The organism is Streptomyces sp. NPDC001941 (genome assembly GCF_040296945.1).
GTDB lineage: Bacteria > Actinomycetota > Actinomycetes > Streptomycetales > Streptomycetaceae > Streptomyces.
In genome coordinates, this window is the sequence record NZ_JBEOYE010000035.1 from 44,109 (window position 1) to 58,699 (window position 14,591).

The following is a 14,591-nucleotide window of genomic DNA, read 5'->3' on the forward strand; positions in this document are numbered from 1 at the left end:
GACGAGAGGACGGACGGTGTACGAACCGCAGGACGCCGACCACGGCGCGAGGCCGGGACCGCTGGAGCCGGAACAGGTCATCGCCTGGCTGCGCGACCGCGACGCCGTGGGCCAGACCCTGCAGAACGCGGTGGACCACCTGCCCAGCCAGCGCGACGTCACCCTCGCCACCATGGCCGACGTCCTCCAGGCCACCGCCCAGGGCCTCGAACTCCCCGCCGCGGCGGTGTGGGCGGGTGTGAGCGAGTCCGTCCTGCGCGGCTGGATCGACGGCGACCCCGCCTTCGCCTCAGCCCTGTACGCCTGCGCCGCCCTGGCCGCCGCGCACGGCCTGCGCCCCGGCCACGACAGCACCACCCCCGCCATGCTGCGCCTGCTCCTCTCGGCGCTGAGCGGCGGCGCCACCAAGAACGACGCGGCCCGCCTGGTGGGCGTCCCCGAGCGCCGCCTGCGCCGGCTGACGCGGGAGTTCCCCGCGCTGGCGGGCCTGCTGGACGCGGCGCGCAGCGTCCGCCCGCGCCCGCGCCGCTCCCGACCCGCCTACGTCCCCTCCACCTACCGGCCCCGCCGCCCGGGCCAACGGACCCCTGCCCACGGTGCGTTCCGCCTCGTCCAGCGGGAGGACCGCGAAGGGACCGCGTGAGGCGGCGTGCACGAGGGGCGGGGCTCAGCCGCCCCGGACCGCGATCGCCGCGTACTCCACGTACTCGTGCAGGCCGTACGCAAGCCCGAGCGCCAGGACGGCCGAAGCCGCCACGCCCACCGCGAGACCGGCCGCTCCCACCCGCCGCGCACGCCCCCGCGGGGCGGTCGGCACGGGACCCAGCAGCGCCTCCACCCGCTGGGGCACCGGCCCCGTGGACACCGCGAGGACCGGATACCCGCCCCGACCGGCGGCGCCCGCACCGGCCCCCGCCAGGGCCGCCCGCGTGATCGCCGCGGCCGTCAGGCGGCGGTCACCCACCGCCTCGGCAGCCGCCTCGTCCGCCCACCGCTCCAGGTGGAAGCCGAGCGACGCGCGCAGCGGCCTCAACGCCGGGTGGACGACCACCGACAGGTCCACCAGCACGGACAGCAAGTGGTGGCGGCCCGCCAGGTGCGCCCGCTCATGGGCCAGCAGCACCTCGCGCTGGCCCGCGCTCAGCGCCCGTACCATCCCCGAGGTCACCACGACCCGCCCCGCCCGGCCGCGGTAGCCGGGCAGCGCGTACGCGTCCACCTCCTCACCCGGCACCACGAGGAGGTCGCCGTCGCCCGTACCGTCAGCCACCGAAGCCCAGGCGCGCCGGAGCAGCGCACGCTGCCGCAGCCCGCGCCGCACCAGCAGCACGCCCTGCGCCAGCAGCACAAGGCCCGCCGCCGCGGCGACCGGCACGGCCGCGGGCCACACCCGCAGGACCCGAGCCGGGGACACCTGCTCCAGCGAGGCCAGGAACGGCACGTGGAACAGGCCGACCAACGCCGCGACCGTGCCGCCCGCGGACAGCAGTGCCGCCGCCGTCAGCGCCCAGCACGCCTCGCGCGGCGGCAGCGCCCGGGCCAGCCGACGCGCGAGCGCGCCCGCGCCCCACGGGAAGGCCAGCGCGAGGACGACCAGGACCAGGGCGAAGGTCACTCCGCGTCCCCGGACTCGGCTTCGAGCAGCAGCCGGCGCAGGGTCTCCTCGTCGCCTTCCGAGAGCGAGGACACGAACCGCTTCAGCACCAGGTCACGGTCCGGCTCGCTGTCGAGCTCGCGCCGCATCCGTCCCGCGACCAGCCCCGCGGCGTCCTCCACCGGCGCGTAGGCGTACCCCCGTCCCGACGGCGTGCGGGTGAGCGTGCCCTTCTCGTGGAGCCGGGTCAGGATCGTCGCCATCGTCGTACGGGCGAGACCCCGGTCCAGCGCGGTGTTCACCTGCTGGGCCGTCATCGGCTCCCCGGCCTCCCACAGCACCGCGAGCACGTCCGCGACGAGCTCCCCGTGCGGGCGCTTGCCGTCCCGCTGCATCTCCGCCATCTCTCTCCTGCCCACCACACGCCCGGACGATCGCCCCCACCGGGCCCGCCCGCTGGGCGGACACGACCGCGCACGAGGTCCGGTGAGGCAGCCCTAACCTACCTCGGTCGCGTCAGGCCCCGCCGTGAAGGCGTACGCGCGGTCGGGCAGCGCGTGCCGCAGGACGCGCCCCCACATCGACGCGTACTGGCGCCACAGCGGGCCCGTGACGTAGGGCAGCCCGTGGCGCGCGCAGATGTCCCGCACCCGCGGCGCGATCTCGGCGTACCGCCGGCTGGGCAGGTCGGGGAAGAGGTGGTGCTCGATCTGGTGGCTGAGGTTGCCGCTGAGGAGGTGGAAGAGCGGACCGCCCTCGATGTCGGCCGACCCCTCGATCTGCCGCAGGTACCACTGGCCGCGGCTCTCCCCTTCGACCTCCCGCTCGCTGAACGTCCGCACCTCCCCGGGGAAGTGGCCGCAGAAGATGATCGTGTGGGCCCAGACGTTGCGCAGGCCGTTGGCGGTGAGCGTGCCCAGCAGGCAGGGCAGCGCGGACGGCCCCGCGAGCAGCGGGAACAGCACGTAGTCCTTCGCCGCCTGGCGGAACGCCTTGCGCAGGAGACCGCCCAGGTCGCCCGCGAAGGCGCGCACGCTCTTGCGCCGCCCCAGCACCGCGTCGGCCTCCAGGTCGTACAGCGCGATGCCCCACTCGAAGACGGGCGCGAGCAGGGCGGCGTACAGCGGCTGGAACAGGTGGACGGGCCGCCACGGCTGGCCGGAGCTCATCCGCAGGATGGTGTAGCCGAGGTCGCGGTCGCGGCCCTCGACGTTGGTGTACGCGTGGTGGAGGTGGTTGTGGGTGTGCTTCCAGGCGTCGGCGGGGGTGAGGAAGTCCCACTCCCAGGTCGTCGAGTGGACGGCCGGATCGCCCATCCAGTCCCACTGGCCGTGCAGGATGTTGTGCCCCAGCTCCATGTTCTCCAGCGTCTTGGCGGTGGCCAGCATCGCGGTCCCCGCGCACCAGGCCGGCGGGAACAGCGAGACCGCGAGCGCGAGGCGCCCGCCGGCCTCGAGCCCGCGCTGGGCGGCGATCACGGTACGGATGTAGAGGGCGTCGTCCGCGCCGCGCGCGGCGATGACCTCGGCGCGCAACTGGTCGAGCTCGCGGGCCAGTTCCCCGGCGGGGTCGGCCTCGATCCCGGCCGGTGCCGGTACGGGTGCCGGTACGGGTGCGTCGGCGGCGGTGGCCTCTGCGGTCATGGGTTCCTCCTCGATCGGTGACTAGAGATCCAGGACGACCGGACCGGCGGCGCCGTTGACGCAGGTCTGGACGGGACGGCCGGGCTCCCCGTGGAGCCTTCCGGTACGCAGGTCGCGCACCCGGCCTTCGAGCAGCGGGACGAGGCAGCCGTGGCAGATGCCGGCCCGGCAGCCGTACGGCATGCCCACGCCCGCGGCCTCGCCCGTCAGCAACAGGGGCGAGGCGGCAGGGGAGTGCGTCTCGACCCCGCTGCGGGCGAAGCGCACGAGGCCGCCCAGCATGCCGGGGACGGGCCGCAGGAGGGGCGTCGGCCGGAAGCGCTCCACGTGCAGCAGCTCGCGCACGCCTGCCGTGGACCACTGCTCCTCGGCGACGGCCAGCAGACCCGGAGGACCGCACACCCACGCGGACCGGTCCGCCCAGTCCGGGCAGGCGTCGGCGAGGTCATGACGGGTGAACCTCCCGTCGGTACGCGTGAAGCGCAGTCGCACGTCCAACCATGGGCAACGGTCGGCCAGTTGGTCCAACTCGGCTCGGAAGAGGCATTCCTCCGGGGTGGGCGCGGAGTGAAGGAGCGTCACGCGCGTAGCGGGCCGGCCGGAAGCGCGCAGGGTGCGGAGCATGCCCACCACCGGGGTGATGCCGCTTCCCGCGGTGAGGAACAGGATGCGCTCGGGCCATGGCTCGGGCAGCGTGAACGCGCCTTGCGGGGGCCCGATGCGCAGCACCGTGCCCGGTGGTGTGCGGTGCACCAGATGGGGTGAGACGAGGCCACCGGTTGCCTCCTTGACGGTGATGGTCACGTCACGCGTGCGCGGGCCCGCGGGTGAGGTGATCGAGTACGTACGCCAGTGCCGCACCCCGTCGATCTCGACGCCCACCGGCAGGAACTGGCCCGCGCGGTGCGGGAGATGGCCCCGGCCCGGCCGGATGGTGAGGGTGGCCGCGTCGCGGCCTTCGCCGCGCACGCCGGTGACGCGTCCGGCCGGCCGCCCGGTGTCCCACAGGGGGTCCCACAGGGTCAGGTAGTCGCCGGGGGTGCGCGGAGTGGTCAGCCAGGAGAGGGCGGAGAGGAGGGCGTCAAGGGTGCGCGAGCCCGGCCCTGGGGGCGACCAGGCCCGCACGTTCACGTCCCTGGTCGGCCACAAGGCCATGCCCGTTCCCCTCTCGTCGTACCGCCGCGGGCGCGGGGAGGCTGGTTCCGCGGGCGGACGGGGCGCGGGCAGGCGCAGGGACGGTGCCCGGCCGGCGGTCGCCGGCCGGGCACCATCAGTCGGTCAGGAAGCGGGGCGGCCAACGGTCAGGCCTGCGACCGGCCGTAGTACGAGCCCAATTGCTCGTGATACGTCGGGTCGCTGAGGTGCTTTTCCTTGTCGAAAGGAGGAGAGTTCTTTATTTCCTCCTTCGTGCGGCCGACGAGGATCTTCCGCTCCTGCATGTCGATGCGTGAAACGGTGCCCGCGGGAAGGAGTACTTCCTTGCCGGACATGCTGCTGCCCATGTCGACGACGATGTAAGCGGAATCGGCGTCCTCGGAATGCCTCTCCACCCGTCCGATGCCCCCGTCGGTCGCCTCGACCTTGAATCCGGTCAGATCGCTTCCCGTCCGGTGCGACACGCTCTTCTGGTAACCCCAGATGTTCTTGTCCACGGCTTTTTCCTCTCTCTTTGGCGGCTGTCTTGTCGATCAGGGCGCACTGACGGGAGGCCTCCTGGGCCGCCTTCACAGCGGCAGAGGCTGCTTTCACCGTGACCCGCGTCCGCCGACACGACCGCGCATGAAGAACCCGATGACCCAGAGGACCAGCAGGATGACGGCGACGTACCACAGGAGGTGCAGGGTGAAGCCGAATCCGAAAAGGATCAGCACCAGTACGAGAAGAACAATCCAGAGAAGGATGGGCCGACCTCCGCTTCGCGTCGAACTGCGCGTCCGCGGGGTCCCGGCGACTGGTGGGCGGCGGGCCACACCGGATATTCCGGTTGCTTCGGCCCTGTGCCGCACGTGTAGTCAACGTCCTCCACCCCGGTGTGTCAATGCCTGTGGGCGGGCGGGAATTTTCCGTTCCGGAGGGCCGATTGTCGAAATGAGCCATCCCCGACGCGGCCCGGCCTCCGTATTTCCGCGGACGCCTCGTCAGCGGGGTGGGGAACGCACGGGGCGGGCGAGCGCCATCGGGGCCGGGGGAGCGATCGGTACCCCCGCCTCGACGGGTGGTTCGGCCGGCTCGGCCAGTGGCAGGACGCGGTCCTCCCACCAGGACAGGCCCATGACGGTGGCGAGCAGGACGAAGGGGACCGCGGCCGGAATGATCAGCGCGTACATGTGTACCGCCTGTGCCAGATGCGTGCGACGTGGCGGGCACGGACCGGCGCCCGCCGGGAAGCGCATCGAGGCCGCCACCGGGGGCCTGGTGAGGGGCGGGGGCGAGTGGCCGCGCTTGTGGCGCGAGGAGGTTCCGGCAGCGATGCGCGGGTGCGCTCCCTGGGGAGCGCGGTGGTTGTTCGGCGCTGCCGGGGGCCGGGGCGGCACGGCGCACACTAGCGTCCGGCGTGTGCGCCGGAAAGATGTCAAGTAGCCATCCGGCAAAGGCAGTACGCGCGGACACGGAGAGGTATCCGCAACGCCCGCGCGGGGTTAGGCTCGCAGGTGAGGCCCCAGCCCCCGGCAGCGATGCCCGTCGCACACCCCGGGAGGCCCCTGGTGCCCGTGTTCCTCTTCCTCCTCCTCGCGGTCCTGTTCGGGCTCGGCTTCCTCAGCCCCCTGTGGTGGGTGGCCGCGGCCGTGGTCCTCTTCGGCGTGATCGCCCCCGGCCGGGGCGACACGGGCGGCTGGGCGCGTCGGCGCGGCTCCGACGGCAGTCGCTACCGGGACTACCAGGACTACCGGGCGTACCGCGACTACCGGGAGTACCAGGACCGTCGGTACGCATGGCCACGCCGCTACCGTCGCCGGCCCCGGGACGAGCAGCGGCGCGAGGAACGCCAGGACCGGGACCGCCGCTGACCCATCGCCGCGCGCCGGGACGACGCCCCGCCTGCGCTGTCCCGTGGGTGCGCCCCGGCCCATCGCCCGCTCCCTCGGGGTTTTCCCGCGTGCGGGACGGGCACTGGGAAGGCCCGGCGCGCCCGCGGCAGCCTGAGTCCCCGGCCCCGCGTGCATCGCATCGCGCCGTCTCCCGGCACCTGTTCCAGCGAGGAGTACGCCCATGCTCGGCTACCCGCCCGTGCCCGCCGAGGGCCTTTCGCACAGCGCCGCGCGGACTCCGTCGCACCCCCCTCCGGAAGCGGACCCCGCCCGCGCCCCGGCCGCCGTGCGCGTCCTGTGCCGGGCCACCGGCGCCGGACCCCGCTGTCACGATGCCCGTAATGCTGCCGACCCGGCGGTGTACCCGCGACGGCACCAGGGCGAGCGGGACCCGGCCGTCCTCGGCGCGCTGCCGGCACGGCCCGAGGAGCGGCGTTGACCTTCACCGACCCCATCCAGGCACCCGGTACGGACGAGCGGATCTGGCAGCGCTGGCAGGGCTGGGCCGCGCTGCCGACGATCACGCTGGAGTCCTTCTCCCACGTGGTCGTCGTCGCGGCGCACCCCGACGACGAGGTGCTCGGCTTCGGCGGGTCCCTCGCCCTGCTCGCCGCGGCGGGCGCGCACACCACCGTCGTGTCGGTCACCGACGGCGAGGCGTCCCACCCCCGCTCGCGGGTGCTGACCGCAGCGGGCCTCGCCCGGCTGCGGGCCGGGGAGACACGCGCGGCACTGGGCGAACTGGGCGCGCCGCAAAGCGAGGTGATCCGCCTGCACGTCCCCGACACGGCCGTCGCCGAGCACGAGGACGCCGTCGTCCGGGCACTCGTACCGCTACTGTCCGGGGCCGACCTGGTGGTCGCGCCCTGGTCCGGTGACGCCCACGGCGACCACGAGGCCGCGGGCCGCGCGACGGTGCGCGCCGCCGAAGGACGGCCGGTGACCTGCTGGCAGTACCCGGTGTGGATGTGGCACTGGGCCGCTCCCGCCGACGACCGGGTCCCCTGGCACCGCGCCGCCCGCATCCAGTTGCCGCCACGCGTGCGCCGGCTCAAGGAGGCCGCGGTCGGGCGGTTCACCACCCAGATCCGCCCCCTGGGGCCCGGGCCCGACGACGCGGCGATCCTGCCGCCCGAGGAAGTGGCCCACCACCTGCGCGACTTCGAGGTGGTGTTCCGGTGAACGTCCCCCGCCACGAAGGCGCCCCGGGCGAGACCTTGACGGAGGGTGGTGAGGGCGAGGACGGCACCCCCACCCGCACCCCCACCCCCTCACCCACTCCCCGCGAAGACCTCGCATGAGCACCGACACCCGCCCGCACCGGCCCGTCCGGGCCATCGCCGTGATCCTGCCCGCCCACAACGAGCAGGAGCTCCTGCCCGCCGCCCTCAGGGCCGTCCGCGTCGCCACGGGCCACCCCGGACTCGGCACGGTACGCGTACTGACCGTGGTGGCCGCGGACAGCTGTACGGACCACACCGTGGCGGTCGCCCGCGCCGAGGGAGTCCTCGTCGTCCCGGTCCGCCACCGCAACGTCGGGCAGGCCAGGGCATCGGCGGTGAGGACGGCGGCCGCCGAGCTCGGCGCCGATCCGGTCTGCTTGTGGATCGCCTCCACCGACGCGGACTCCCGCGTCCCGCCCCACTGGCTCGCCCACCAGGTCGCCCGGGCGCGCCAGGGGTGGGACGCGGTCGTCGGCACCGTCACCGTCGACCAGTGGGAGCCGCACCAGGGCGTCCTGGCCGACCGCTACCGCCGCCTCTACGAAGTCTCACGGCCCCCCGAGAGCCAGGTCTGGGAGCACCCCCACGTGCACGGTGCGAACCTCGGCGTCGCGGCCATGGCGTACGAGCGGGCCGGCGGCTTCCCGCCCGTACCGCTGGACGAGGACCGCGTGCTCGTCGCCGCCCTGGTGCGCACCGGGGCCCACGTCCTGCGGACCGCGCAGTGCCCCGTCGCCACGTCGAGCCGCGTCCGGGCGCGGGCGCGCGGCGGATTCGGCGACCACCTGGGTGAGCTTGCCGCGAACTGATCCCTGGTGCCCCGGCACCGGTGGTGCCCCGGCCCCCGCGCGGGCCAAGTCCCGCGCGGGGAAACGGGGTTCAGGGGTGCGGATTGCCGTGGTCGGGATCGTCGTTGATGGTCTGCCACGAGCGGCCCCGCTGGGCGGGCCCGCTCTCCTCGGCCGGGGGATCCACCTGTGTGTCCCGGCGAGCCCTCTCACGCGTACGGCGACTGCCGTAGACGAGGGCGCCGATCAGGGCTGCGGCGATGAGTACGCCGACGAGGATGAGCCACAGAGCGCCGCCGGATCCAGCGGCAAGTTCGAAGGAAGTCTCCATGCCTACCCAGTAACCATGCCCGGCCCGGGCATCCCCCGGTGACGCCTTTACTTGCGATGACGTACCCGAATCGGGCCCGGTGCGACGCAGCCAGCAAGCCAGCAAGCCAGCAAGCCGGTCAGGGCAGGCGCAGGTCCGCCCACTGCTCGGTGCGGACGAAACCGGTGGCCTCGTACAACCGGGCGGCCGGGTTTCCCACGGTGACCGACAGGCCGAGTGCGGGCAGCCCTGCCTCGGCGGACAGCCGCAGGACGTGGCGCAGCAGCAGCGAGCCGGTGCCCCGGTAGGCGGGGGAGGGGTCGCGGAACACCTCGGAGATCCAGGGGCCTTCCAGGGGCGGGTCGCCCGGGGTGTCGTGCACGAGTACGGCGGCGACACCCCGGTGGGAGCGAGTGTCGAGCAGGACCGTGCTGACGGGCAGGAGCGGCTCCATCAGCGTGCCCTGCAGCAGCGCCTCCAGGTCCTCGAAGGCGCTCATGTCGTGATCGGGGTGCCCGACGGGATACGCGGCCGCGTACGCCTCCCGCAGGACCGCCGGGTCCACGCCCGTCGCGGGCACCGCCTCCAGGTGCGCGGGCAGCCGCAAGGCCCCGGACAGGTGCGGCGAGTCCCGCAGCACGTGGGTGTAGGAGGCGAACCGGCGCTCGATCCGCGCGCCCCGCGCCGCCAGGTCCGCCTCCAGCGCCTCCCGCGTCGTCGCACCCCAGCCCGACAGCTCCGCCAGGACCAGCTCCGCGGCGTCGGCGGCGGAGACCCCGCCGGCGGGACGCAGGTCGTCGGCCCACCGCACGTCCTCCCGCTTGCCCGCCTCGTAGAAGGCCACGGGCGTGCCGCGGACATCCCGGACGACTTCGGTATCGCTGTCCACGTATGACTCCGCTCTCAGCTCTCACGTCTCACGAACATCCGGTGCTCATGAACGCACCACCAAGGTGTCGGTGTGTCATATCGCCCGTATCGCCCTCATTGTGCACTGTCCTGTACGTCCCTCAGCGCCGGTGCGGCTCCTGTCGCCCGGGCGGCGCGGGCGCGCCGGTCGGGCGGCTGATGGCACCGGTGTCGAACGTCCCGTCGGTGATGCTCATGGCGAGCGCGGCCAGTGACTGCTGGTGTGCGCGGGCGTAGGCGCGCAGCGTGTGGAACGCGGTGTCGGGGGTGGTGTTCCAGCGCTCGGCCAGGACGCCTTTGGCCTGCTCGACCGCGATGCGGCTGTGCAGCGCGTGCTGCAACTGGTCGCGCTCGGTCTCCACCGCGACGATGGTGCGCTGCTGCATGAGGGCGATGGTCGCGACGTCCGCGAGCGCTTGGCCGAGTGCGATGTCGGCGGGGGTCATCGGCTGCGGTGCGGCGCAGAAGAGGCCGAGGGCGCCGATGGTGCGTCCGCGCAGCTTAAGTGGGAGCGCGTTGGCTCCGCGGAGCCCGCCCTGGAGGGCGGCCGGGGTGAAGTTGGGCCAGTCGCGGGCCGCGTGCTCACCCGTGAGGTCGATCCCGGTGCAGGGGCTCCCGGTCCGGTAGGACTCCTGGCAGGGGCCCTCCATGTGCTGGAGCGCGAACAGCTCCAGCAGACGGGTGTACTCGTCGGAGGCCGCGAGGACGCGCAGCACGGAGTCGGCGTCCGCGAGCATGACGCCCGCCGCCTGGATGCTGAGCAGGTCCATGGAGTGGCCGCACAGGCGTTGCAGGAAGTCCAGGACGTCGAAGTCCTCGGTGAGTGAGTCCGCCATCTCCACGAAGACGGGGGCCAGGAGTTGGTCGCGGTTCATGCGGGCGGATCCTTCTCGTCAGGGGTGTCCTCACCGATCGCGTCGTCGGTGGTCGAATCGTCGTCGGCGTCGCCGCGGCCGAGCCTCAGCCGGCGGGTGACGACGGCGTGGGCCACGTCGTCCAGCGACCGGCCGGAGCCGTAGGCGTGGGCGCGCAGGCGGACCAGGGCGTCGGCGAGACCGATCCGCAGCTGGATGCTCAGCATTCCGGTGGCCTGGTGGACCTCGGCTCTCGCCAGCCCTTCCGTGGCTTCGAGGAAGCCCGGGACCTCGCCTTCCGCCGCGGAACGGGGCACGGGGTCGCGCTCCGGCGCCGGCCGGCCCGTGGCGGGAGCGTCCTGTCCCTCCGCCGTACCGGGGCCGGACAAGTCCAGGCCCAGGCAGTACCGCGTCAGCGCCCGGGCGAACAGGTCGGCGCCGTCGTTCGACGCCCCCGCCAGCGGGCCCGGACACGTACGCAGCAGGGTCAGGACGCCGATCCGCAGCGCACCGATCCGCAGGGGGAAGCAGAAGACCGCGCGCACCGGGCCCGTGTCGCTCGTGGTCAGCGCCGGCCAGCGGTCCTCCCGTACCGTGTCGAGGTCCTCGACCCGCACGACCAGGCAGTGCCGCATGCTGTCCAGGCTCGGACCCTGGCCGCACGTGAACTGCAGATCGCTGAAGGCGCGGGCCAGCGGGTGCGAGAACCACATGGCCTCCAGGGCGCTGCCGCCGTCCCGGCTCAGGCACACCGCCACGCCGTCCATCTCCAGGACGTGCGCGGCCTCGGTCACGGCGTGGGAGGCGCCGTCGGACCAGCCGTCGCCCTCCAGCAGCCGCAGCACCCCCATCATCCGGTCACTGCCCACGGGGGCCCAGAGACCAGGAGAGCGCTGGCACGTCGGACGCACCCCTGCGGGCATCACCGGGCGCACGAGCGCGCGGCTCGGTCAACAGCGCCCGAAGGCAGGCGAATCCAGTGGAGTGGACGACTCCGGTGCGACTGGGCGACATGGGGACCCCTCCTCGGATGAGGGCCTGGGTCCTGGGCCGACGACACCACGGTACGAGTACCAGGCTTCGCCCATGCCGAACCCTCGCCGCGCGCATTCCGATGCCCGAGAAGGGGGCGGCAGCGCCGCGGCGGGGAGGCGTGGTGCTTCCACCGCGACGCTGCCGTTGTGTGGTCGCCCGCGCGGCCCCCCAAGCCCGTCGGAGGCGACCTGGTCAGGAGCCGGCCACCGTGTCAGTGCGGAGGCGTCGCAGAACGCGAGGGGGAGTGCGCGTGTCAGGTGGCCGGGAAGCACGGCGTTCATCGGTGATGCGCAGCCGCGCGACGACCGGCCAATAGCACGTGGGGACAGGATGGTTGACCGCTCCACCGCTCTGCGGGACCGCGAAGGCCGACTGCTCCGGTCGGCACGTCGGAGCAGCTAAAAGCCTTGCTGAGAGGGTTGGTTGTGTCGGGAGACGACACCCCACAGGATTCACCCGCCAAGTCCGTACGGTCGCTGGACCGCCGGGGGCAGGGGCGTGCCGAGAGCGTATCTCCTCCGGCCCTCGACCGCCATGCCCCGACCGGGTGCCGTCCCCGGCACGAGCCCGGCGCACTCCGGAGCACATGGCGACGTGACCCCGCCTGATGCGTACGACAGGTGTGGGTGGCGGCGTACCCGGGCACCCGGCACCGCTGTGCGGATCGATCCCGAGACCACGGTTCCTTCCACGGCGTGCGCGGGCGGGCACACCCGATCCCCGCGTACGAGAACGACACGGTTCGTCGAACCGACACCGTGACGCCCCACACGAAGGATCACCATGACAGAACGCAACACGTTCCTGCGCAGCGCGCACGACCTGGGCCTGGCCGCGTGGTTCGGCGGCTCGCTGATGGGCGCCATAGGCCTCAACGGCGCGGCCGAGGAGGAAGGCGTCACCGACGTCGGCACGGCACGCATCGCGTCGGCGGGCTGGGCCAAGTGGGCACCGCTCGGCGCGGTCGCCATGGGCGCCCACCTGCTCGGCGGCTCCGGCGTGCTGCTCGCCAACCGCGACCGGGTCCGCAACCAGAAGGGCGTGGCCGCCTCGACCGCCACCAAGACGCTGCTGACCGGTGCCGCCATGGCCGCCACCGCGTACACGCGCGTCCTCGGCAAGAAGGTCGACCTCGCCACGTCGGAGAAGCAAGAGGACCAGGAGACGGCCGAGAACGTCCCCGTCACCACCCAGCAGGCGCAGAAGCAGCTCGCCCTCATGCAGTGGGTCGTGCCCGCGCTCACCGCCGGGCTGGTCGTCCTGAACGCCCTGCACGGCGAGCAGCAGCGACCCTCCCAGGAGCTCCGCGGCAGGCTGCGCGACAGCCTCAACAGCCAGAGGAACTCCAAGCGCTGACCCCCCGGGCTCCTGACGCGTGAGCGGACGGCACGCCCCGGCAGCCGCCACCACCATCAGGGGCCCGCCGCCGCGAGACCCCACGCCCGCACAGGGCACTTCGACGATCCCGGAGACCTCGCATGCCCCCCCACCGCATCACCCGATCCGCTCGCAGAGCTGTCCGCGGCCGGTGTGTCCGTCTGGCTCGACGACCTGTCCCGTGAACTGCTCGCGGGAGGAGAGCTGGAGGAACTGATCGCGCGGAAGCACGTCGTGGGCGTCACGACCAACCCCACGATCTTCGCCTCGGCGCTCGCCAAGGGAGACCGCTACGACGACCAGCTGCGCCGCTTGCGCGAGCGGGGGACCGACGCCGAAGCGGCCGTCGCAGCCCTCACCACGGACGACGTACGCACCGGGTGCCGGGTCCTCGCCCCCGTGCACCGGCGCACCGCAGGCGTGGACGGCCGGGTGTCGATCGAGGTCGACCCCCGGCTCGCCAGGGACGCCGACGCCACGATCGCGCAGGCGCGCACACTGTGGGAGACGGTGGGCGAACCGAACCTCTTCGTCAAGATCCCCGCCACCGAGGAGGGCCTGCGGGCGATCACCGAAGTCATCGCCGGAGGCCTCAGCGTCAACGTCACCCTGATCTTCTCCCTCGACCGCTACCGCGCCGTGCTCGACGCCTACATGTCGGGACTGGAGCGCGCCGGGCAGGCCGGACACGACCTCACGAGCATCCACTCGGTCGCCTCGTTCTTCGTCTCGCGGGTGGACACCGAGGTCGACCGGCGCCTCGAGGCCATCGGCACCCCGCGGGCCCTGGAACTGAAGGGCGGGGCCGCGCTCGCCAACGCCCGCCTGGCCCACCAGGTCTACGAGACGACGACCGCCGAGCCCCGCTGGCGGAGCCTCGCGGTGGCCGGCGCCCGGCCCCAGCGTCCGCTGTGGGCGTCGACCGGCGTCAAGGACCCCTCCTACCCGGACACCCTGTACGTCAGCGGGCTCGCCATCCCCGGCACCGTGTCCACCATGCCCGCCGGCACACTCGCGGCCTTCGCCGACCATGGCACCCTCCCCGCCCCTGACCGGGACCGGGAGAGGGAGGCGGCCCGTGCCCACTTCGTGGCGCTGGCGGACGTCGGCGTGGACTTCGCCGACGTCACCGACGCCCTGGAGCGGGACGGGCTCGGCACGTTCGAGAAGAGCTGGGCGGAACTCGGCGCGACCGTGAGCGGCCGACTGAACGCCCGTACCGAGCCCCGGTCGAGCAGCGGCTCCGACACCCACGCCGACAGCGGGGAGACCGAGCAGGCTTCGGAAAGCGCCGAACTCCTCGGCATCTACCTCAACGACCACCTGGCGGGCGCGAGCGGCGGCACCGAACTGCTGCGCCGGACCGCCGACGCCCACCAGGACCGCAAGCACGCCGCTGCCCTCAAGGACCTGGCCGAGCAGGTCGACGAGGACCGCCGGGCTCTACGCCGGATGATGTCGGACCTGGGCGTCGCCTTCGACCCGGTGAAGGCAGGCCTGGGCTGGCTGGCCGAGAAGGCCGGGCGGCTCAAGCTGAACGGCCACCTCTTCTCCCGGTCGCCGCTCAGCGACGTCCTCGAACTGGAGGCGGTGCACACGGGCGTCCAGGCCAAAGCGGCCTGCTGGCGAACCCTGCGCGTCCTCGCCGACACCGACGACCGCCTCGACGCCCACCGGCTCGACGCCCTCCTGCGACGAGCCGACGAGCAGTCAACGACCCTTGAGGAACTGCGCATCCGCGCGGCGGCGCGCACGCTCGGCACCCACGGAACGAACTGACCAGGACGGGTCCGGATCCGGCCGCTGTCTGCGGGCCCGCCGCCCCGGAA

General features: G+C 73.5%; 17 protein-coding genes. 6 read left to right on the top strand and 11 right to left on the bottom strand.

Annotated elements, in window-relative coordinates; genetic code table 11:
* Positions 1–16 precede the first annotated feature (16 nt).
* A complete protein-coding gene (locus tag ABT160_RS23090; protein ID WP_351649635.1) occupies positions 17–643 on the top strand; it encodes a hypothetical protein in 627 nt (208 codons plus the stop codon).
* A gap of 24 nt (positions 644–667) precedes the next feature.
* On the opposite strand, the gene ABT160_RS23095 is transcribed toward ABT160_RS23090, so the two are convergent.
* The 7 genes from ABT160_RS23095 to ABT160_RS23125 form a co-directional block, all read right to left on the bottom strand.
* Positions 668–1,615 carry a M48 family metalloprotease gene (locus ABT160_RS23095; RefSeq protein WP_351649636.1) on the bottom strand — a complete coding sequence of 316 codons (948 nt, stop codon included), beginning with the start codon at positions 1,613–1,615 and terminating at the stop codon, positions 668–670.
* Positions 1,612–1,998: a BlaI/MecI/CopY family transcriptional regulator gene (locus ABT160_RS23100; RefSeq protein WP_351649637.1), complete on the bottom strand. Its 387-nt coding sequence runs from the start codon at positions 1,996–1,998 to the stop codon at positions 1,612–1,614. Before ABT160_RS23100 ends, ABT160_RS23095 begins: the two co-directional genes overlap by 4 nt.
* Before the next feature lie 93 nt (positions 1,999–2,091).
* On the bottom strand, positions 2,092–3,237 hold the full coding sequence (locus ABT160_RS23105) for a fatty acid desaturase family protein (protein ID WP_351649639.1): 1,146 nt from the start codon (positions 3,235–3,237) through the stop codon (positions 2,092–2,094).
* Between the two features lie 21 nt (positions 3,238–3,258).
* The gene (locus tag ABT160_RS23110) at positions 3,259–4,392 is read right to left on the bottom strand and encodes a ferredoxin reductase (protein ID WP_351649640.1); all 1,134 of its coding nucleotides are present in this window, start codon (positions 4,390–4,392) and stop codon (positions 3,259–3,261) included.
* Positions 4,393–4,538: 146 nt separating this feature from the next.
* A complete protein-coding gene (locus ABT160_RS23115; RefSeq protein ID WP_351649641.1) occupies positions 4,539–4,889 on the bottom strand; it encodes a PRC-barrel domain containing protein in 351 nt (116 codons plus the stop codon).
* A gap of 93 nt (positions 4,890–4,982) precedes the next feature.
* Positions 4,983–5,108 carry a DUF5670 family protein gene (locus ABT160_RS23120; protein WP_502984284.1) on the bottom strand — a complete coding sequence of 42 codons (126 nt, stop codon included), beginning with the start codon at positions 5,106–5,108 and terminating at the stop codon, positions 4,983–4,985.
* A gap of 267 nt (positions 5,109–5,375) precedes the next feature.
* Positions 5,376–5,564, bottom strand: a complete 189-nt coding sequence (locus ABT160_RS23125) for a hypothetical protein (RefSeq protein WP_351649642.1) — start codon at positions 5,562–5,564, stop codon at positions 5,376–5,378.
* A gap of 378 nt (positions 5,565–5,942) precedes the next feature.
* On the opposite strand from ABT160_RS23125, the gene ABT160_RS23130 reads away from it, so the two are divergent.
* From ABT160_RS23130 to ABT160_RS23145, 3 genes are all read left to right on the top strand, one after another.
* Entirely contained in the window at positions 5,943–6,245 is a 303-nt protein-coding gene (locus tag ABT160_RS23130) for a hypothetical protein (protein WP_351649643.1), read from the top strand.
* Between the two features lie 456 nt (positions 6,246–6,701).
* Positions 6,702–7,448, top strand: a complete 747-nt coding sequence (locus ABT160_RS23140; protein WP_351649644.1) for a PIG-L deacetylase family protein — start codon at positions 6,702–6,704, stop codon at positions 7,446–7,448.
* Between the two features lie 115 nt (positions 7,449–7,563).
* Positions 7,564–8,298, top strand: coding sequence for a glycosyltransferase family 2 protein (locus ABT160_RS23145; protein ID WP_351649645.1), 735 nt, complete (start codon positions 7,564–7,566; stop codon positions 8,296–8,298).
* A 70-nt stretch (positions 8,299–8,368) separates the two neighbouring features.
* Here ABT160_RS23145 and ABT160_RS23150 read toward each other — a convergent pair whose 3' ends face one another.
* The 4 genes from ABT160_RS23150 to ABT160_RS23165 form a co-directional block, all read right to left on the bottom strand.
* Positions 8,369–8,608: a DUF6479 family protein gene (locus tag ABT160_RS23150; RefSeq protein WP_351649646.1), complete on the bottom strand. Its 240-nt coding sequence runs from the start codon at positions 8,606–8,608 to the stop codon at positions 8,369–8,371.
* 118 nt (positions 8,609–8,726) lie between these two features.
* Positions 8,727–9,476, bottom strand: coding sequence for a GNAT family N-acetyltransferase (locus ABT160_RS23155; protein WP_351649647.1), 750 nt, complete (start codon positions 9,474–9,476; stop codon positions 8,727–8,729).
* Positions 9,477–9,597: 121 nt separating this feature from the next.
* Positions 9,598–10,371: an ANTAR domain-containing protein gene (locus ABT160_RS23160; RefSeq protein ID WP_351649648.1), complete on the bottom strand. Its 774-nt coding sequence runs from the start codon at positions 10,369–10,371 to the stop codon at positions 9,598–9,600.
* A complete protein-coding gene (locus ABT160_RS23165) occupies positions 10,368–11,219 on the bottom strand; it encodes a GAF and ANTAR domain-containing protein (protein ID WP_351649649.1) in 852 nt (283 codons plus the stop codon). The genes ABT160_RS23160 and ABT160_RS23165 overlap by 4 nt, the downstream gene beginning before the upstream one ends.
* A gap of 949 nt (positions 11,220–12,168) precedes the next feature.
* Here ABT160_RS23165 and ABT160_RS23170 point away from each other — a divergent pair.
* Together ABT160_RS23170 and tal are read left to right on the top strand one after the other, a co-directional pair.
* A complete protein-coding gene (locus ABT160_RS23170; protein ID WP_351649650.1) occupies positions 12,169–12,741 on the top strand; it encodes a hypothetical protein in 573 nt (190 codons plus the stop codon).
* 174 nt (positions 12,742–12,915) lie between these two features.
* A complete protein-coding gene (gene tal, locus ABT160_RS23175) occupies positions 12,916–14,541 on the top strand; it encodes a transaldolase (RefSeq protein WP_502984285.1) in 1,626 nt (541 codons plus the stop codon).
* Positions 14,542–14,591: the final 50 nt, after the last annotated feature.